This is a genomic window from Variovorax sp. WDL1 (assembly GCF_001541225.1).
Classification (GTDB): Bacteria; Pseudomonadota; Gammaproteobacteria; order Burkholderiales; family Burkholderiaceae_C; genus Variovorax.
This window is the reverse complement of the sequence record NZ_LMTS01000158.1, coordinates 172,467-192,148: the sequence shown is the minus strand read 5'-3', so window position 1 is coordinate 192,148 and position 19,682 is coordinate 172,467. Positions and strand designations below refer to the sequence as shown.

Annotated in this window: 15 protein-coding genes, 1 tRNA gene, 1 pseudogene and 1 riboswitch; of the genes and pseudogenes, 9 read left to right on the top strand and 8 right to left on the bottom strand. The window is 67.8% G+C overall.

Going from position 1 to position 19,682, the window contains the following annotated elements:
- Positions 1-18: 18 nt before the first annotated feature.
- Positions 19-1,263, bottom strand: coding sequence for a serine hydroxymethyltransferase (gene glyA / locus APY03_RS21500; protein WP_068679828.1), 1,245 nt, complete (start codon positions 1,261-1,263; stop codon positions 19-21).
- A gap of 42 nt (positions 1,264-1,305) precedes the next feature.
- A riboswitch (ZMP/ZTP riboswitch) is annotated at positions 1,306-1,433 on the bottom strand.
- Positions 1,434-1,471: 38 nt separating this feature from the next.
- Positions 1,472-2,302, bottom strand: a complete 831-nt coding sequence (locus tag APY03_RS21495) for a lytic transglycosylase domain-containing protein (RefSeq protein WP_068679826.1) — start codon at positions 2,300-2,302, stop codon at positions 1,472-1,474.
- Positions 2,303-2,892: 590 nt separating this feature from the next.
- Between APY03_RS21495 and APY03_RS21490 the strand changes: the two genes are divergently transcribed.
- On the top strand, positions 2,893-6,687 hold the full coding sequence (locus tag APY03_RS21490; protein ID WP_068679824.1) for a DUF748 domain-containing protein: 3,795 nt from the start codon (positions 2,893-2,895) through the stop codon (positions 6,685-6,687).
- A gap of 92 nt (positions 6,688-6,779) precedes the next feature.
- Positions 6,780-9,614, top strand: a complete 2,835-nt coding sequence (locus APY03_RS21485; protein ID WP_068679822.1) for a DUF349 domain-containing protein — start codon at positions 6,780-6,782, stop codon at positions 9,612-9,614.
- 28 nt (positions 9,615-9,642) lie between these two features.
- Here APY03_RS21485 and APY03_RS21480 read toward each other — a convergent pair whose 3' ends face one another.
- The 5 genes from APY03_RS21480 to APY03_RS21460 form a co-directional block, all read right to left on the bottom strand.
- Complete coding sequence (locus tag APY03_RS21480) at positions 9,643-10,440, bottom strand: zinc-dependent peptidase (protein WP_068679821.1); 798 nt, start codon at positions 10,438-10,440, stop codon at positions 9,643-9,645.
- Entirely contained in the window at positions 10,440-11,201 is a 762-nt protein-coding gene (locus tag APY03_RS21475) for a UDP-2,3-diacylglucosamine diphosphatase (protein WP_068679819.1), read from the bottom strand. Before APY03_RS21475 ends, APY03_RS21480 begins: the two co-directional genes overlap by 1 nt.
- 2 nt (positions 11,202-11,203) lie before the next feature.
- Positions 11,204-11,713, bottom strand: a complete 510-nt coding sequence (locus APY03_RS21470) for a peptidylprolyl isomerase (protein ID WP_068679817.1) — start codon at positions 11,711-11,713, stop codon at positions 11,204-11,206.
- A gap of 21 nt (positions 11,714-11,734) precedes the next feature.
- On the bottom strand, positions 11,735-12,310 hold the full coding sequence (locus APY03_RS21465) for a peptidylprolyl isomerase (protein ID WP_068679815.1): 576 nt from the start codon (positions 12,308-12,310) through the stop codon (positions 11,735-11,737).
- Between the two features lie 66 nt (positions 12,311-12,376).
- Positions 12,377-12,961, bottom strand: a complete 585-nt coding sequence (locus APY03_RS21460) for a tetratricopeptide repeat protein (RefSeq protein WP_068679813.1) — start codon at positions 12,959-12,961, stop codon at positions 12,377-12,379.
- Positions 12,962-13,155: 194 nt separating this feature from the next.
- Here APY03_RS21460 and cysS point away from each other — a divergent pair, with 194 nt between their 5' ends.
- From cysS to APY03_RS21425, 7 genes are all read left to right on the top strand, one after another.
- Complete coding sequence (gene cysS / locus APY03_RS21455) at positions 13,156-14,532, top strand: cysteine--tRNA ligase (RefSeq protein ID WP_068679811.1); 1,377 nt, start codon at positions 13,156-13,158, stop codon at positions 14,530-14,532.
- 4 nt (positions 14,533-14,536) lie between these two features.
- Entirely contained in the window at positions 14,537-15,205 is a 669-nt protein-coding gene (locus APY03_RS21450) for a DNA-3-methyladenine glycosylase family protein (protein WP_443082839.1), read from the top strand.
- 15 nt (positions 15,206-15,220) lie between these two features.
- Positions 15,221-16,201: an acetyl-CoA carboxylase carboxyltransferase subunit alpha gene (locus APY03_RS21445; protein ID WP_068679807.1), complete on the top strand. Its 981-nt coding sequence runs from the start codon at positions 15,221-15,223 to the stop codon at positions 16,199-16,201.
- Between the two features lie 32 nt (positions 16,202-16,233).
- Positions 16,234-17,202 (top strand): tRNA lysidine(34) synthetase TilS, encoded by a 969-nt coding sequence (gene tilS, locus APY03_RS21440; protein WP_068679805.1) that lies wholly within the window; start codon positions 16,234-16,236, stop codon positions 17,200-17,202.
- A 97-nt stretch (positions 17,203-17,299) separates the two neighbouring features.
- Positions 17,300-18,568 carry an aspartate kinase gene (locus APY03_RS21435; protein ID WP_068679803.1) on the top strand — a complete coding sequence of 423 codons (1,269 nt, stop codon included), beginning with the start codon at positions 17,300-17,302 and terminating at the stop codon, positions 18,566-18,568.
- Positions 18,569-18,590: 22 nt separating this feature from the next.
- Positions 18,591-18,683 (top strand) — tRNA-Ser (locus APY03_RS21430).
- Between the two features lie 276 nt (positions 18,684-18,959).
- Positions 18,960-19,193 carry a hypothetical protein gene (locus APY03_RS21425; protein ID WP_146039379.1) on the top strand — a complete coding sequence of 78 codons (234 nt, stop codon included), beginning with the start codon at positions 18,960-18,962 and terminating at the stop codon, positions 19,191-19,193.
- Here APY03_RS21425 and APY03_RS44275 read toward each other — a convergent pair.
- Positions 19,190-19,682 (bottom strand): annotated as a pseudogene (locus tag APY03_RS44275) (serine protease); the annotation flags it as partial. The gene APY03_RS21425 and the pseudogene APY03_RS44275 sit on opposite strands and share 4 nt — an antisense overlap.

Sequence of the window (19,682 nt, the reverse complement as noted above, 5' to 3'; positions counted from 1 at the left end):
CGGACGCCATGCGCGTGGTCAGCGGTAGACCGGGAAGCGGCTGGTCAGCGCGTGCACCTTGGCGCGGACCGCCTCGATGGTGGCGGCGTCCCGTGGGTTGTCCAGCACATCGGCGATCAGGTTCGCGGTGAGGCGCGCCTCCTCGTCCTTGAAGCCGCGCGTGGTCATGGCGGGCGTGCCGATGCGCACGCCGCTGGTCACCATCGGCTTCTCGGGATCGTTCGGGATGGCGTTCTTGTTGATCGTCATGTGGGCGCTGCCCAGCACGTTCTCGGCCTCCTTGCCGGTGATGCCCTTGGCGCGCAGGTCGACCAGCATTACGTGGCTTTCCGTGCGACCGCTGACGATGCGCAGCCCGCGCGCGCTCAGCGTCTCGGCCACGATCTGCGCGTTCTTCACGACCTGCTGCTGGTAGGTCTTGAATTCCGGCGACAGCGCTTCCTTGAAGGCCACGGCCTTGGCCGCGATCACGTGCATCAGCGGACCGCCCTGCAGGCCCGGGAAGATCGCGCTGTTGATGGCCTTCTCGTGCTGCGACTTCATCAGGATGATGCCGCCGCGCGGGCCGCGCAGGCTCTTATGGGTGGTGGAGGTCACCACGTCCGCGTGCGGCACGGGGTTGGGATACACGCCGGCTGCGACCAGGCCCGCGTAGTGGGCGATGTCGACCATGAAGATGGCGCCGACGTCCTTTGCCACCTTGGCGAAGCGCTCGAAGTCGATGCGCAGCGAATAGGCCGAGGCGCCGGCGATGATCAGCTTGGGCATGGCGTCGTGCGCCTTGCGCTCCATCGCGTCGTAGTCGATCTCTTCCTTGTCGTCGAGCCCGTAGCTCACGACGTTGAACCACTTGCCGCTCATGTTCAGTGGCATGCCGTGGGTCAGGTGGCCGCCTTCGGCCAGGCTCATGCCCATGATGGTGTCGCCGGGCTTGAGGAAGGCCAGCATCACGGCTTCGTTCGCCGAGGCGCCGCAATGGGCCTGCACGTTGGCCGCGTCGGCGCCGAAGAGCTGCTTGACGCGGTCGATGGCCAGTTGCTCGGCCACGTCGACGTGCTCGCAGCCGCCGTAGTAGCGCTTGCCGGGGTAGCCCTCGGCGTATTTGTTGGTGAGCTGCGAGCCTTGCGCGGCCATGACGGCCGGGGAGGCGTAGTTTTCGCTCGCGATCAGCTCGATGTGCTGTTCCTGGCGCGTGTTCTCGGCCTGGATGGCGGCCCAGATTTCGGGATCGGTCTGTTCGACCAGGATCTGGCGGTTGTACATGGCAGTCCTTTAAGACGGATGGTCCTTGTTCTTCAACCAAACAAGGGCTGCCCAGGCGAACGGCGGAACGCCTGCTGTGCGCCGCAGGCGGCACGCTTCCCAGTGGTCATCCACGTCAGCGCATGGCACCTGGAGGGGTGCGGCGCCTATCGCCAGTCGCGTGCCGTGCGAGTGTAGCCGACGGGTTCGGGCGCCGCTGTAAAAAGGCCTAAAGATCCGAGACCAGCGCCACCTTCTGCGAGTCGCCTTCGGGCTTGGCCGGCGCGACCACTGGCAGAGGCTGCGCCCGCATGCCGGGCGGCGTGGGGGCAGTGGAGGGCGCACGGCCGGCGATCACCAGCTGCAGCCGCGCATGCTCGGCCAACACCTTGCCCGCATAGCCGCCGTCGTCCGGCAGGTTGGCTGCGCCCACGTAGTACTTGAGGCCGCCTTCGAGCGAGCCCGCCCGCGCGATGCATTCCTGCAGCACCTTGACGCCGACACGCATGTTGGTCACGGGGTCGAAGGCGGTGAGGGTGCCGCCGGCGCTTTCGTACTTCTCGCCGTGCACGCGTGTCATGACCTGCATCAGGCCCTGGGCACCGACATGGCTCTGGGCGAAGGGATTGAAACTGGACTCGACGGCCATGATCGCCAGGATCAACGTGGGGTCGAGCTTGGTCCGCTTGCCGATGTCGAACGCTTCCGACACCAGCACGCTCAACGGCTCGACCGCCACGCGGTACTTCTTGCTCAGCCAGTAGGCGACGGCGGCCTGCGGCTTTGGCAACTCGTGCGGGCTGGCCGCAGTCGTGCGGTCGATGGCCGTGGGCTCCAGGTCGGAGACCTCGGGCGGCGGCTTGCGCGACTGGAGCCAGCCCATCAGCTGCTCTTCGCCCGACTGGCGCAGATCCGGACGCGCGGCAAGGGCCAACACGCCGAACACGATGGCCAGGCCGAGCAGGGCAAAGCCGTTGTGGGTCACTTCGAAAAAGCCTTCGGCCACGTCGGACATGAAAGTCCGCAGCCCGCGGGCTGTGGCGTCAAACGCCTGTTTCATCGCTCTTCCTCCTTCTGTGCGGCACCTGGGTCGCAAAGCCTGGGGGGCGATGGTCGAAGGCGACGGCGCTTGTGGATGGGTACGAGTCAGGTGCCGCGCGTGGATGAGGGGGCGCGTTGCCTGATTAAGCCAAAAGAACTCGGCAGCAGGTATAGGGCAGTCCCGGCCAGGAATGAGGGGCCGGGGTAGCGCAGATTTTAGGAGGCGCTTAATACCCGGTCAAGAATAAGGAAGCGATACTTTATGCTAAACGGAGCTTACGGAGGCAGGGGAAATTGCCTGGCGTGGATCCATCGAAAAGCTCATTTGCATTCTCGTCACAACGCGCCTACGCTGTGGTGGCCTGAATCTTCAGGCGTTCAACCGAAGTCCGGTAGCCGGGAGAGAAACCCTCTAACGGTTCAGTGGCCGAGGCCCTACGGTGGCAATCTCTTGCTGCCAGCAGACCGGAACATCCAACTTCCGGTCGAGCGAAAAGATGGCATGGGCGTGGCGCCCGCCATCGAGCCCGGAGGCCGGACGTTATGTCAGGCGTCCGGGCTTTCTTGTTTCTGGGAAGCTTGATGGGTTTGGGGCACACTCGCCGTCCGATGAATGCTGCTTCGCTGAAACAAAACAAGTGGGTGCGGCGAGCGGTGCTGGCCGTGCTGGTGCTGCTCGTGTTCTGGGTTGTTGCCTGGCTGGCCGTGCCGCCAATTGCCAAGAGCCAGATCCAGAAGATCGCCAGCGAGAAACTGGGGCGCCAGGTGACTGTCGGCAAGATCGACTTCAAGCCCTGGACCCTCGAACTCGCGCTCGACGACCTGCGCATCGCGACGGCCGACGGCAGCCGGCCGCAATTTGCCGTGGGTCGCATCTATGCCGATGCCGAACTGCAGTCGATCCTGCGGCTGGCCCCCGTGATCGACGCCGTCACCATCGACGCTCCCGCCGTGCTGCTGACGCACCAGGCCGATGGCAAATACGACATCGACGACATCCTCGCCAAGCTGGCCAGCGCCCCGGAGGCGCCCAAGGGCGAGCCGCCGCGCTTCGCGGTCTACAACATCGCCATCACCAACGGGTCGGTCGACTTCGACGACCAGGCGGTCAAGCGCAAGCATGAGCTCCGCAACCTCGTGCTCAGGGTGCCGCTCCTGAGCAACCTGCCTTCGCAGCGCGAGATCACGACCGAGCCGAAACTGGCTTTCGTGCTCAACGGCAGCGCTTTCGATTCGGCGGCCTTGAGCACGCCTTTTGCCGATGACCGCAAGACCGATGCGCAGATCAGCTTCAGGGACCTCGACCTGGCGCCTTACCTGGGCTACATCCCCGGCGGCCTGCCGGTCGCCCTGCAGGCAGGCAAGCTGGACGCGGACCTGAAGATCGATTTCGCGCAGACGACCACCACTGGCCTGAAGATCACCGGGACCGTGGCGGCGCACAGCATCCAGCTGGCGGACTCGAAGGCGCGCGACCTGCTTCGCTTCGATACGCTCAAGCTGGCGCTGGCCGACGTTCGGCCGCTGGAGCGCGTGGTACACCTGAGCGAGGTGGCGCTGGCGGCGCCGCGGCTGGTGGTGGCGCGCGATGCGGCCGGCCGGCTCAACCTGCTGCCTGCCGGGCAGGCAGCCGGGGCGGCCGAGAAGGCGCCGCCCCCCGGCGGTCCGCCGAACGGCGAGGCCGGCGCCACGCCCGCGGCGCCGGGGCCGGGCTGGCGCGTGCAGGTCGACAAGCTGGCGCTGTCCGGCGGCGAGATCGGGTGGCGGGACCAGAGCGTCCAGCCGGCGGCGGCGATCGACATGAAGCAGCTCCAGGTCGATGCAAGCGCCATCGTCTGGCCAATGGAGAAGCCGGCCGTTTTCAACGGAACCACCGCCGTGGGTGGTGCCGCCCTCAAGTTCGGCGGCGAGGCGACCGACAAGGTCGCGAAGGTGCGGGCCGAAGTCGAGGCCCTGCCGCTGTCCTTGGCTGCTCCGTACCTGGCGCAGAGCCTGGAGCCCACGCTTGATGGCAAGCTGAGCGGCAAGATCGATGTTGCATGGAACCAGCCTGAGCTGAAGTTCAAGGCAGGCCGCGTCGCCCTGGACGGGTTGGCGTTGACCCAGGCCAAGACCGCCCTGGCCAGCGTGGGACGATTCGAGCTGGTCGATGCCGAAGTCGACATGACGAAGCACACGCTGAGCATTGCCTCGTTCAGCGCCAGCAGCCCCAAGGTCCAGGTCGAGCGCGACAAGGACAAGCGCTGGATGTTCGAGCGCTGGCTCAAGGCACGGCCCGGCGGCCAGAACGCCGGCACGGACGCCCAGGTCGCCGCGCCCAAGGATCCGAAGGCAGCCGGTGCCGACGCCAAGCCATGGGAACTGTCCATCGGCACCGTGGCGATCGACAACGGCGCGCTGTCCTATTCGGACAAGGCCGACGCGACGCCGGTCGCCTTCGAGATCAGCGCCCTGAAGCTCAACGCCCAGAAGATCTCGCCCAACACTTCCACCGCCTCGCCGCTGCAGCTGTCCGGGCGTATCGCGGCCGGCCGCGCGGAGCCCGGGCGCTTCGACTACAAGGGCACGGTGGTCCTCGATCCGGTGGCGGCCGAGGGCCGGCTGGAAGTGGCCTCCATCCCGGCGCATGCTTTCAAGGCCTACTACGCGGACGCGCTCAATATCGACATCCGCCGCGCCTTTGCCAGCTACCGTGGCACGGTCAAGTACACCGCCGCCCCTGCAGGCATGAGCGTGAAGCTGGCCGGAGATACGACGCTGGACGACTTCCGCGCCAATAGCGCGACACTGACGCAGTCGGCCGGCCTCGCCAATCGCAGCAACCAGTTGCTGAGCTGGAAGACCCTGAGCCTGCGCGGACTGCAGGTCAACCTGGTGCCCAAGGCGCCGCTGGCAGTGGACGTGCGCGAAACCGCGCTGACCGACTTCTTCGCCCGCGTGATCATCGACCCGAACGGCCGCCTCAACCTGCAGGACCTGACCAGGAAGCCTGGGGAGCCGGTGCCGGCCGGCGAGGCCAGCACGAGGCGCAGCCTCGGCGGCACGACCACGACCACGACCACGATCGCCAGGCCGCCCGCCGCGCAAGCCCGCGGCGCACCGGCCTCCGCGGAGGCGATGGCCGGCGGGCAGCCCACGCCGCTCGCTGCCGCGGCTCCCGCTGCGCCGGCGAGGGCGCCGGAGGCAGGGAGCAGCGGTCCCGAGCCGGTCATCAATTTCGGTCCGATCAACCTGGTCAATGGGCGCATCGACTTCAGCGACCTGTTCGTCAAGCCCAACTACTCGGCCGATCTCAGCGAGCTGACCGGCAAGCTCAGCGCTTTCTCGTCCAAGCCGCAGGGCGACAGGCCGGCGCTGGCAGACCTCGAGCTGCGCGGCAAGGCCCAGCAAACGGCCTCGCTGGAAATCACCGGCAAGCTCAACCCGCTGGCCAAGCCGCTGGAGCTCGACGTCACGGCGAAGATGCGCGAGCTCGATCTGCCACCGCTGTCGCCCTATTCGGTGCGCTACGCCGGCCATGGGATCGAGCGCGGCAAGCTCAGCATGGACGTGAACTACAAGATTGCGCCGGACGGCCAGCTCACCGCCACCAACAAGCTGGTGCTGAATCAGCTGCAGTTCGGGGACGAGGTGCAGGGTGCGCCCAACAGCCTGCCGGTGCGGCTTGCCGTCGCCCTTCTGGCCGACCGCAACGGCGTGATCGACATCGACTTTCCGATCCGGGGGTCGCTCAACGATCCGCAGTTCAGCCTCGGTCCGCTCATCCTCAAGGCGATCGTCAACCTGATCGTCAAGGCGGCGACCGCGCCCTTCGCGCTGCTGACGGGCGGCCTGGGCGGGGGCGGCGGGGATTCGAGCACCATCGCCTTCGCGCCCGGCAGTGCGGCGCTGTCGGCGGACGCGAAGCAGAGCCTGGACAAGGTGGCCAAGGCGCTCAACGACCGGCCAGGGCTGCGCATGACGGTGGTGGGCACCGCCAGCCTCGAGCAGGAGCGCGAGGCGTATCAGCGCCAGCGTCTGCGCCAGCTGGCCCAGGGCGAGAAGCGCCGAGCTGCGGTGCGTGGCAACCAGAATGCGGCCGATGTAGCCCCTGTCACCGACGCGGAGTACCCCGAGCTGCTGGCCGCGGTGTACAAGCGAGCCGACCTCAAGACCAAGCCCCGCAACATGATCGGCCTGGCCAGGGACATCCCGACCAAGGAGATGGAAGACCTGCTGATGGCCAGCATCCCGGTCGACGAGGAGTCGATACGCCAGCTCGCCGTCGAGCGCGGCGCCGCGGTGCGCGACTACCTGCTGGCCCAGAAGCTGCCCAGCGAGCGGTTGTTCCTCGGCGCGGTGCGCACCCGGGCCGGCGACGCCGACTGGAAACCGGGTGCGGAACTGAATCTGGCCACCCGCTGACCTCACGCGCCGCAAGTCGGCGAAAATAGCGAGGTGCGCCGGCAAATGCCGGCGCCTTCGCTTTTCCTCTACAGATCAGGTTTATTCGCGCAGTGACTTCAACATCGACCAAGCCCCACGACCTCCAGTCCCTCGACACGATGACGGGCGGCGCCTTCACTGCACCGACCTCGGGGGAGCGTGCACAGCGCATCCGCGACTGGCTGGCGGGCAATCCGGCGCCCGAGCAGATGCAGGAGGTGTTCAAGGAACTGAGCGGCCGCGACAAGGGCGCCGCGCGCCTCCTGCGCGAGAAGCTCGACGAGCTCAAGCGCGCCCGCGGCCAGGAGGCCATCGCCGCCGAATGGGCCCAGAAGGCGGAAGCGCTGCTGGCCCAGCCCAAGCTCAACATCGCCGATGCGCTGGCCTGGCAACGCGACGCCGCCAAGGCGGGCGCCCCCTTGTCGCGCGAGCCGCTGGCGAGCTTCAAGGCCCGCCTCGCCGAGCGCGTGAAGGGCATCGAGGACCTGCAGCACCGTGCCCAGGTGCATCGCGAAGCGGCCGTGCTGCTGGCGCAGCGCTTCGAGGTGCTGTCGACCAAGAGCTGGCGCGATGCCCAGGCTGCCGAAGAATCCTTGCGCGCCGACGTGGTGCATTGGCAGCAGCAGGCTGACGAGATCGCTTCCGACCCCAACTGGAGCAGCCTGGACGCCAAGTTCGCGCCGCAGCTGGAATCGTCCAGGGCACAACTGCTGGTGGTGTCCGATGCGTTCCACCAGGCACTCGCGCAGACCGTGGCCGCAGCAGAGGATGCGGCGGCGCCCCTGCCGCCGGTTCCGGTGTGGGCCGACGAACTGCGGGTGGCGCGCGGCGGTGCGCCCGAGGCACCGCCTGCCGTCCAGAAGCCGCCGGTGCCGAAGGTCGATCCCGAGAAGCGGGCCGCCGCCCAGGCGGCTGTGGAAGCCGCGCTTGCCAAGCTCGAGCAGGAAACCGCCGAGGGCCACGGCAAGGCCAGCGCCGGTGCTGCGGCAGCGCTGCGCGCGGTGCTCAAGGAGCACGGCAAGATGGTCGACGCGGCCCTCGAGGCGCGCGTGCATGCGGCCCTGGTGGCCGCTGGCGAGCTCGAAGGCTGGCAGCGCTGGAGCGCCGACAAGGTGCGCGAGGAACTGGTGGCCAAGGCCGAGGCACTGCTCAAGCGCCCCGAGGGCCAGGCCCTGGGCGGCCGCAAGATGCAGGAGACGCTGCGCAGCCTGCGCGAGCAATGGAAGCAGGCCGACCAGGGTGGCGTGCCCAACCATGCGCTGTGGAAGCGCTTCGACGAGGCCTGCAACGAAGCCCACAAGGTCGTCGAGGCCTGGCTCGAGAAGGTGCGCGCCGATGCGGCCGAGCACCGTGCCCAGCGCTTGGCGCTGATCGAGGAGGTCAAGGCCTGGGCCGAGGCGCAGGCCGGCAACACCGACCTCAAGGCCTACAACCGGGCGCTGCACCAGTTCGCCGATCGCTGGCGCGATGCGGGCCATGTGGGCGAGAAGGTATTCGCCGAGCTCCAGCCTCAGTGGAACGCGGCCTTCGGTGCCGCGCGTGGGCCTTTCGAGGCCGCACAGAAGGCCAGCATCGAGCGTCGCCAGGGCATGATCGCCGAGGCCGCCGAGCTCGGCGCCGCGCCGATGCTGCGCATCGATGCGGTCAAGGCCCTGCAGCAGCGCTGGCAAGCCGAGGCGCAGACCGTGCCGCTGGACCGCCGGCAGGAACAGAAGCTCTGGGACGCCTTCCGCGCCCCGATCGACGAGGCCTTCAACCGCAAGAGCGCCGAGCGCGAGAAGGCGGCGGCTGCGATGAGCGAGCACGACCGCTACGTGCTCGATGTCTCGAAGGCTTTGGAAGCGGCGAACGCCACGGGGGATGCCCAGAAGATCCGTGCTGCCGTGGCCCAACTCGAAGCCGCCTTGCGCGGCGAGGCGCCGCCCGCACCCAAGCCCGCGGCCGCTGACAAACCCGCATCCGTGGACGGTCCGTCCGTGGGCGCGACCGAGGTGGTGGCGCCGGGCCAGGCGGCGGCCGAGTTCGGCGAGAGTGCCGAGCAGGCGCCCGCGTCGGGCGATGCCGAGGCTTCGCCTCCACCAGCCGCCGACGAAGTCGCGGCGCCGACGCCCGACCTGGTGGCGCCGGCCGACGGTGCCGATGCGTCGGCCCGCGCCGACGCAGGCAAGGCCGAGGCAGACGCAGACGCCGCACCAACGCCCGTGGCGCCGCCCAAGCCGGCACCCAAGCCCGTGATCGCAGTGCGCGGCGACGACCGGCCCGGCAACAGGAAGGCCGAGGCCTTGCCTGCTGGGCGCGGCAACAGCCGCTTCGGCGGCGATCGCCGCGATGGACGCGGCGGCCCGCCCGGCCGCGCCAACGAGCGGCCACCGCGACCCGGCGAACGGGGCCCGGGCGCCGGCCGCTTCGGCGACCGTCCGCCGCGCGAGGAGCGCGGCCCGCGCCTTGGCGATGCCGCTTTCCGTGCTCAGCGCGAAGCGCTCGAGCGTGCAGATCAGGCCTTGCGCAAGCTTGCCGCCCAGGCGCATGGCGAGGCCTTGACCCAGGTGCTGGGGGCGTGGGAGCAGCGCGACGCGTCGAAGCTGCCCAGCGTGCAGGAACTGGGCCGTGTCGTCTCGCCTGCCGTGCGCGGGCAGTGGTCGCAGGCCCTGGCCTCCGGCCCCTCGGCCAAGTCCGATGCCGCCGCCGAGGCCCTGCTGCGGCTGGAGATGGCGGCCGAGGTGCCGACGCCGGCCGAACAGTTGGACGCGCGTCGCGCCCTGCAGCTGAAGCTGTTGACGCGGCGCGGCGATCCCGCGCCGGCGCAGACCTGGGGCCAGGATGCCGGCACGGTGCTCGCCGCCGCGCACGACGCGGCTTCGGCGCGCCGCCTGCAGAACGCGCTCAAGGCGTTGCTGCGCAAGTGACGGTAAGGGCGCCTGCGCCTGCTGCTGGCTAGACCGCCGAGGCCGGGCGCCTGAAGAACTCGTCGAACAGCGCGACCAGCCCGGCGAACTCGGACGCCAGCTTCGTGCGGTTCACGAAGTAGGCCTCACAGGCCACGGCAAAAAACTCGCCCGGCGATGTGGCGCCGTAGGCATCGAGCCACGGCGCCTGGCCGCCGAAGCGCTCGGCGACGATGGTCCTCTCGCGAAAATTGTCGTAAGCCGGCTGCAGCACCGCGAACCACGCGAGTCGCGCCTCGCGCGCCGTCGACGTGCGCGCGAAGCCGGCCGGCAGCGGCGGGCAGCCGTCGGCCTCGCCGCTCTTCATGTCGATCTTGTGCGCGAATTCGTGGATCACCACGTTGTAGCCCGCGTCCTGGGTCACGCTGCCCGCCAGCACGTCCTGCCAGCTCAGCATCACGGGGCCGCGGTCCATCGCCTCGCCGGCCAGGATCTCGTCGTACTCGTGGACGACACCGGTCTCGTCGACGGTCTTGCGCCGCGCCACCGCCTCGGAAGGGTGGATCACGATGCCCACGAAATCGTCGTACCAGCGCAGGCCGCCCGGCAGGTGCAACACCGGCAGCACAGCCTGCGCCGCCACGGCGAGCGCGACCTCGTCGGTGATGGCGAAGCCATGGGCGCCATGGAATTCCTTGTCGCGCAGGAACTCCGCCGCGAGGCGGCGCAGGCGCTCCACATCGCGTCCGGCGCGCTCGACCAGAAAGGGGTAGCGCAGCAGCGTGGCCTGCCACGCCGCATCGGGAATCGGAGGCGGGGCGCGCAGCCCGCGCAGCCAGTCGAACATCAGCGCAGATCGACCCGTTGCGCGCCCGCGCTCGACAGGCACAGCAGCTGCGCGCGCGCCGGATGCGCCTTCAGGTCCCAGTCGCTCAGCACGATGCGCTCGAGGCCGTCGCCGAGTGCGTGAGTCGTCGGCCGGTGCGTGTGCCCGTGGATCAGCGTCGTCGCGCCGGCCTGCCGCAGCCAGGCGCGCGCGGCCTCGGCATCGACATCGGCCCAGACCATGCCGGGGCTGCGCTTGCGATCCTCGCTCTGCGCGCGCATCGAGCGGGCGAGGGCGCGGCGCTGCGCCAGCGGCCGCGCGAGGAAGGCGCCTTGCCAGGCCGGGGCGCGCACTTCGGCGCGGAAGCGCAGGTACTCGGTGTCCTCGAGGCAAAGCAGATCGCCGTGGCTCAGCAGCCAGCGGCTGTCATGCAGGGCCAGCACTGTCGGGTCGTCGAGCAGCTGCATGCCGCATTGCGCGGCGAAGGCGGGGCCGAGCAGGAAGTCGCGGTTGCCGTGCATGAAGAACAACGGCCGGCGCGCGCCGGCTTCGCGCAGCACCTCTGCGCATTGCGCCTCGAAGCCCGGCTCGGCAGCCGCGTCGTCGCCGACCCAGACCTCGAACAGATCGCCGAGGATGAAGATCGCGTCCGCCGGCGTGGTCTGCAGGTAGCCGCGCCACGCGTCGAAGGTCGCCGGGTCCGAGGACTGCAGGTGGAGGTCGGAAATCAGATCGACCGTGCGCCACGCCGCGGGAGCCACGAGCTCGGCGAAAGCCGTCATCTTCAGCCTTTGACGACAGCCTTCTCGATGACCACGTCTTCCAGCGGCACGTCGTCGTGGAAGCCCTTGCGGCCGGTCTTCACCGCCTTGATCTTGTCGACCACTTCCTTGCCGCCGACCACCTTGCCGAACACTGCATAGCCCCAGCCTTGGGCGGAAGGCGCGGTGTGGTTGAGGAAGCCGTTGTCGGCCACGTTGATGAAGAATTGCGCCGTGGCCGAGTGCGGCGCGTTGGTGCGGGCCATGGCCACCGTGTAGTTGTCGTTCTTCAGGCCGTTGTTGGCCTCGTTCTGGATCTCGGCGCCCGTCGGCTTCTGCGACATGCCTGGCTCGAAGCCGCCGCCTTGCACCATGAAGCCCGGGATGACGCGGTGGAACACCGTGTTGTCGTAGTGGCCCTTGGTCACGTAGGCGAGGAAATTCTCGACCGTCTTGGGCGCCTTGTCCTGGTCCAGTTCGAGCGTGATGACGCCTTGGTCCTTGATGTGCAGTTCGACTTGGGGGTTGCTCATGAGGGCTCCTTGTTGATTGGCTTACTTCGCCACGGTGGCGGATTCAATGGTGACGCTTTCGAGCGGCACGTCCTGCATGCCGCCCTTGTTGCCCGTGCGCACGGCGCGGATTTTGTCGACCACCTCGGTGCCCGCGACCACCTTGCCGAACACGGTGTAGCCGTGGCCGTCAGGATTGGGAGCGTTGAGCATCGCGTTGTCCTTCACGTTGATGAAGAACTGCGAGGTCGCCGAATTGGGATTGGAGGTGCGCGCCATCGCGATCGTGTACTTGTCGTTCTTCAGGCCGTTGCTTGCCTCCAGCGGGACTGGGGCGCGCGTGGGCTTCTGCCGCAGCTCGGGCGTGAAGCCGCCGCCCTGGATCATGAAGCCGTCGATCACGCGGTGGAACACCGTGCCGTCGTAATGCTTGTCCCGCACGTACTGCAGGAAGTTCTCGACCGTCCTGGGCGCCTTGTCGGGTGCGAGCTCGACCACGATGTCGCCGGCCGAAGTGGCGAGCTTGACGCGCGGCGCAGCTTGTTGCGCCCAGCCGGCGCCTGCCAGGCTCAGCGTCGAGACGAGGATCAGTGCCGTGCGACGGGAAAGGATGTGCATGGTGAAGAAGTAGGACGGGCTGGAGAAAGGCGGCGACCCCGGGCAGCGCCGCGGACAGGCAGCGGGCTAGCGGCGCACCGGCTTGCGGGCTTCGGCCGCCGCGGCCGGCAGCGAACCGCTGCCCGGCGCACTGAACAACTGGCGGATCAGCGCGAGCTTGGGGGCAATGCCGGTGTTGCCGGTCTCGAGCTGCTGCGCGCGGCCGTAGGACTGGCCGGCGAGGCGCGCATAGACGTCACCCAGGTTCTCGTGCGCGGTGGCGTAGTTCGGATTGAGCTTGATCGCCATCTCGAGCGCCGCGCGCGCCTTGTCGAACTGGCTCTGGCCGGCATAGAGCGCCGCCAGGTTGTTGTAGGGCTCGGGCAATTCGGGGAAGTCCTGGGTGAGCTGCGTGAAGGCCGTGACCGCCTCGGCCTGCTTGCCCTGTTCGGTCAGGATCACGCCGCGCAGGAAGCGCATCTGCGGGTCGCGCGGCTTGCCGGCGATGTAGGCATCGGCCTTGGCCAGCGCCTCGGCAGACTTGCCTTGGCGCAGCAGGGTGTTGACGTCGAGGTAGTCGTCGGCGTGCGCCGCGGCCGCGGCAAAGGCGAGCAGGAGAACCGACAGGAATCGCGGGATGAAGGAGGGGGAGGGGGCAGCGGCGTGCTTCATGAGCCTCGAGAGATGAAGGGGGAACGCGGGCCTCGAAAACACCCGGGAAAATAACGGAACCGGCCGTTTATACTGACGCGGGATTGTAGCCGAGGGGCTCCGTTCATCCCCTCGTTGCCATAGCATCCTCACCCCTGAAAAAAATCTTTTCGCTCGCCTTCTCGCGCGGGCGAATCCCGGTGTTCCCCTGTCTCATGAGCCTTCGCATTTACAACACGCTGTCGCGTGAACTGGAGGATTTTTCTCCTCTGCAACCCGGCCGGGTGCGCATGTACGTGTGCGGGATGACGGTGTACGACTACTGCCACCTCGGCCATGCGCGCTCGATGATCGCATTCGACGTGGTGCAGCGCTGGCTCAAGGCCTCGGGCTTCGCGGTGGAGTACGTGCGCAACATCACGGACATCGACGACAAGATCATCCGGCGTGCAGTCGAGAACGGCGAGAGCATCCGCACGCTCACCGACCGCATGATCCAGGCGCTGCACGAGGACGCCGACGCCCTCGGCATCGAGCGACCCACGCACGAACCGCGCGCCACCGAGTACGTGCCGCAGATGCTGTCGATGATCGCCACGCTGGAACAGAAGGGCCTGGCTTACCGCTCGACCAATGGCGACGTCAACTACGCGGTGCGCAAGTTCCCCGGCTACGGCAAGCTCAGCGGAAAGTCGCTGGACGAGCTGCATGCCGGCGAGCGTGTGGCAGTGCTGGACGGCAAGGAGGACCCGCTCGACCCGGTGCTGTGGAAGAGTGCCAAGCCTGCCGAGCCCGAGGAGGTCAAGTGGACCAGCCAGTTCGGCCCCGGCCGGCCCGGCTGGCACATCGAATGCTCGGCCATGGCCTGCCAGCTGCTCGGCGAGACCGTCGACATCCACGGCGGCGGCATGGACCTGCAGTTCCCGCACCACGAGAACGAGATCGCGCAGAGCGAGGGCGCGACCGGCAAGCCGCTGGCCCGCATCTGGATGCACAACGGCTTCATCAACATCGATGACGAGAAGATGTCCAAGAGCCTGGGCAACTTCTTCCTCATCCGCGACGTGCTGAAGCAGTTCGATGCAGAGACGATCCGCTTCTTCGTCGTGCGCGCGCACTACCGCAGCCCGCTCAACTACAGCGATGTGCATCTGGACGATGCGCGCGCCTCGCTCAAGCGGCTCTACACGGCGCTGCACCTGGTGGCACCTGCCGAGGTTGCGATCGACTGGGCCGAGCCTCATGCGGCACGCTTCAAGGCCGCGATGGACGAGGACTTCGGAACGCCCGAGGCCGTGGCCGTGCTCTTCGACCTGGCCGGGGAAGTGAACAGGACGAAGTCGGCGCAAGCCGCGGGCCTGCTGAAGGCGCTGGGCGCCTGCCTCGGCCTGCTGCAGGGCGACCCCCAGGCCTTCCTGCAGGCTGGCAGCGTCCTCGACGATGCCTCGATCCAGGCGCTGATCGCGCGCCGTGCCGAGGCCAAGGCGGCGAAGAACTTCGCCGAGGCCGATCGCATCCGCAGCGAACTGCTGGCGCAGGGCATCGTGCTCAAGGATTCGCCGGCCGGCACCACCTGGACCACCGTCAAGTGAGGGCATGAGCACCACAATGCCTGTCGCAAAGAAGTCCCCCATCATCGACATCCACACGCCCCCCTACTGGGAAGAGGCCTGCAAGCACCTCGCGAGGAAAGACCGCGTCATGAAGCGGCTGATCCCGCAGTTCGGCGACGCCTGCCTGGAATCGCGCGGCGACGCCTTCACCACGCTGGCCCGCAGCATCGTGGGCCAGCAGATCTCTGTGAAGGCCGCCCAATCGGTGTGGGACCGCTTCGCCGCGCTGCCACGCAAGATGACGCCGGGGAACGTGCTCAAGCTCAAGGTCGACGACATGCGCGCTGCCGGCCTGTCGGCGCGCAAGGTCGAGTACCTGGTCGACCTGGCCCTGCACTTCGACTCCGGCGCTGTGCACGTCGATGCCTGGGAAGACATGTCCGACGAGATGATCATCGCGGAGCTCGTTGCGATCCGCGGCATCGGCCGCTGGACCGCCGAAATGTTCCTGATCTTCCACTTGATGCGCCCCAACGTCCTTCCGCTGGACGACGCCGGGCTGATCACGGGCATCAGCCGGAGCTATTTTTCGGGCGATCCGGTCAGCCGCAGCGACGCGCGCGAGGTGGCCGTCGCCTGGGCCCCTTACTGCAGCGTCGCGACTTGGTATATTTGGCGATCGCTCGACCCCCTGCCGGTGGTCGCATACTGACAAGAGGAGAAGACGTTGGCGAAACGAACCTTTCTCGACTTCGAGCAGCCCGTCGCGGAGCTCGAATCCAAGATCGAAGAGCTGCGCTATGTGCAGACCGAATCGGCGGTCGACATCTCGGAAGAGATCGACCAGCTGGGCAAGAAGAGCCTGCAGCTCACCAAGGAAATCTACAGCGACCTGACGCCCTGGCAGATCACCAAGATCGCCCGGCACCCGGAGCGCCCCTACACGCTCGACTACGTCCACGAGATCTTCACCGACTTCGTCGAGCTCCATGGCGACCGCCACTTCGCGGACGACCTCTCCATCGTCGGCGGCCTCGCGCGCTTCAACGGCACCCCCTGCATGGTGCTGGGTCACCAGAAAGGCCGCGACACCAAGGAGCGCACCGCGCGCAACTTCGGCATGAGCAAGCCCGAGGGCTACCGCAAGGCACTGCGGCTCATGAAGACGGCCGAGAAGTTCAAGCTGCCGGTCTTCACCTTCGTCGACACGCCGGGCGCCTATCCGGGCATCGATGCCGAGGAGCGAGGCCAGTCCGAAGCCATCGGCCGCAACATCTTCGAGATGGCGCAGCTCGAGGTGCCGGTGATCGTCACCATCATCGGCGAGGGCGGCTCCGGCGGCGCCCTGGCCATCTCGGTCGGCGACCAGGTGCTGATGCTGCAGTACTCGGTCTACTCGGTGATCAGTCCCGAAGGCTGTGCCTCGATTCTCTGGAAGACCAGCGACAAGGCCCAGGAAGCGGCCGACGCGCTAGGCATCACCGCGCACCGGCTCAAGGCGCTGGGCCTGGTCGACAAGATCGTCAACGAGCCGGTCGGCGGCGCGCACCGCGACCACCGGCAAATGGCCGCCTTCCTCAAGCGCGCGCTCAACGATGCGTTCCGCCAGGTCGCCGATCTGCGGCCGAAGGAACTGCTCGAGCGCCGCTACGAGCGCCTGCAGAGCTACGGCCGCTTCGCCGATACCAAGGCCGACAGCGCCAAGTGATCGCGGCCCGCGAAAGGGCCGCCACATGACTGATGGACAATCCCGCCGCCCTCGCGCTCGCGTCCTGGGCGGCGCCGCTGCCGCTGGGCATTGCCTACAGCGGAGGCGCCGATTCCACCGCCTTGCTGCATGCGGCTGCAGGCCTCTGGCCGGGCCAGGTGCAGGCGCTGCACGTGCATCACGGCCTGCAGGCGGCGGCCGATGATTTCGAAGCGCATTGCGTCGCGACCTGCGAGGCCTTGGGCGTGCCCCTGCGCGTGGGGCGCGTCGACGCTCGGCATGCGCCCGGCGAAAGTCCTGAAGACGCAGCGCGGCGCGCGCGCTATGTCACGCTGGCGGCGCTGGCGCGGGCACACGGGCTCGGCAATGTCGCGCTGGCCCAGCATGCCGACGACCAGGTCGAGACCATGCTCATCGCGCTCGGCCGCGGAGCCGGCCTCGACGGATTGGCCGGCATGCCGCGCCAGATGCAGCGGCATGGCGTGAACTTCCATCGGCCGCTGCTGGAGGTGCAGGCCGTCGCGCTGCGCGAATGGATCGCCCGCAGCGGCACCGCCCACGTCGATGACCCCAGCAACGCCGACCTGCGCTACACGCGCAACCGCATCAGGCTGCAGTTGCTGCCGGCGCTGGCCGCGACGCTGCCGCAGTTTCGCGAGACCTTCGCGCGCTCCGCCCGCAACGCCGCCAGGGCCTCGCGGCTCCTGGCCGAGGTCGCCGCTTCGGACATCGCGGCAGCAGGCTCGCCGCCCGCCCTGGCAGCCTTGCGTGCCTTGCCGCGCGAGCGGCTCGCCAACGTGCTGCGCCATTGGCTCAAGCGCGAGCACGACGCGGTGCCCAGCGAGGCCCAGCTCGAACAACTGCTCGACCAGATCGACGCCTGCAGCACCCGCGGCCACCGCATCCGACTCAAGGTTGCGGACGGTTACGTCCAGCGCGAGGGAGACCTCCTGCATTGGTACAATGCCCGGCCTCCGTCGCAGCCTGCAGCCTTGCTCTGAGCAGATAACCTGGGCATACCGGCATAACGGGCATGCGACAAGGCGCCGGATGCCGGCATTGCGGCGGGCATCCGAATCCTTCTCCTTGACTTCACCCATGGCATTGATCGTTCATAAATACGGCGGCACGTCGATGGGCTCGACCGAGCGCATCAAGAATGTCGCCAAGCGCGTCGCCAAGTGGGCACGCGCCGGCCACCAGATGGTCGTGGTCCCGAGCGCCATGAGCGGCGAGACCAACCGCCTGCTCGGCCTCGCCAAAGAGCTGGCGCCCAGCAAGGTCGACGACGACCACAACCGCGAACTCGACATGCTGGCCGCCACCGGCGAGCAGGCCTCGTCCGCATTGCTGGCGATCGCGCTGCAGGCTGAGGGCGTGCAGGCCGTCAGCTATGCCGGCTGGCAGGTGCAAGTGAGGACCGACAGCGCCTTCACCAAGGCCCGCATCGAGAGCATCGACGACGAGCGTGTGCGCGCCGACCTCGATGCAGGCAAGGTGGTGGTCATCACCGGCTTCCAGGGCGTCGATGACGCGGGCAACATCACGACGCTGGGCCGCGGCGGCAGCGACACCTCGGCCGTCGCGATCGCGGCTGCGATGAAGGCGCACGAGTGCCTCATCTACACCGACGTCGATGGCGTCTACACCACGGACCCGCGCATCGAGCCGGACGCGCGTCGCCTGACCACGGTGAGCTTCGAGGAAATGCTCGAGATGGCGAGTCTCGGCTCCAAGGTGCTGCAGATCCGCTCGGTCGAGTTCGCCGGCAAGTACCGGGTGCCGCTGCGTGTGCTGTCGAGCTTCACGCCCTGGGACATCGACATCAAGGAAGAGGCCCGCTCGGGCACCCTGATCACATTCGAGGAAGATGAAAACATGGAACAAGCCGTCGTATCCGGCATTGCGTTCAACCGCGACGAAGCCAAGATCTCCGTGATCGGCGTGCCCGACAAGCCGGGCATCGCCTACCACATCCTCGGCGCCGTGGCCGATGCCAACGTCGAGGTCGACGTCATCATCCAGAACCTGAGCAAGGACGGGCGCACCGATTTCAGCTTCACGGTGCATCGCAACGACTACGCCAAGACCGTCGACCTGCTCAAGGACAAGGTACTGCCCACGCTCGGCGCGAGCGATATCGTCGGCGACACCAAGATCTGCAAGGTCAGCATCGTCGGCATCGGCATGCGCAGCCACGTGGGCGTGGCCAGCAAGATGTTCCGCGTGTTGAGCGAGGAGGGCATCAACATCCAGATGATCTCCACCAGCGAGATCAAGACCTCGGTCGTGATCGACGAAAAGTACATGGAACTCGCCGTGCGAGCCCTGCACAAGGCCTTCGATCTCGATCAACCGCCCGCTTAAGCTGGCATAATTGCGGCTTCCTGGAAACGTGACCGAGTGGCCGAAGGTGCTCCCCTGCTAAGGGAGTATGGGGTGTAGAGCCTCATCGAGGGTTCGAATCCCTCCGTTTCCGCCAGGACCCCAAAGCCCCGCCAGACGGGGCTTTTTTACGCCCGTACGCATTGCGCGGCGCCCTCGCGACGGGGTGCCGTGCGCCAGGCAAAGGCGCGTGCTGCCCAGACACCCAAAGTACCCGCGACGACGGAATAGGGCCATACTGGCCTCACGCCGTCCCAAGCGTCCCGACAACTCGCTTCCGGCGCCAGCACCGCGCCTCGGCTGACCCAGAGGAGCCTGCCTTGCGAGACCTCCAATGACCTTTCAGTTCGACGTCCAAGGAGGAGCGATGCCGATGCATCTGCTTCACATGCTGGGCTTGAGCGCCTTGCCGGTATGCATCACCGACCTGGCCGACATCGAGAAGGTGGCGAGGCTCCAGTCCGCCGGAATGGTGACGGCGACGCTGCCCAAGTGGCGAGAGAGCTGCCGCGCGGTCTGGGCCACCGTTCATTCGGTCACCCCTCGCGGTCACAGGGCACTGGGGCGCTTCAAGCAAGCCGAGGCGGCGAACGCAAGCTCGCTCTAGGAGCCGGCGGCGGAGCGAATCGCGCGAGCGATCGAGGCTTCCGTCGTGCCCGCAGGCGGCTCGGTCAAGGCCATGAGCACGTCCGCGTACCAGGCGCAGTTGAGGCCGAGCGATTCGTCCTGCACGAGGTCCCGGGTTCGCATGTCCATGCGCGTGGAGTGCACCCCCAGCAGTTGCCAGGGTAGGTGCGAGCTGTCCGCGTTCGGGGAGTGGCTGCGCCGCAGCACCGGGGCGCCGCTGCTGCCTCGATGGGTGCGGGCGTCAGTCAAAAAATAGCCCTGCTGCTGGAAGCGCACGCCGAAGGCCGAGGCAATGGATGCGCTTCGCACCACGGGCAGGTGGTGGACCGTGTCATGAAAGCCCAGCGGGAAACCGATGATGACCAGCGCGTCTCCGACTTCCGCAAGGTCACCGGAGGGTTCGAGGTGCCCGGGCCCGAATGCGTGCAGGATGCTGGAGGCGGGCAGGCTGCCGACGTCGATCTCGATG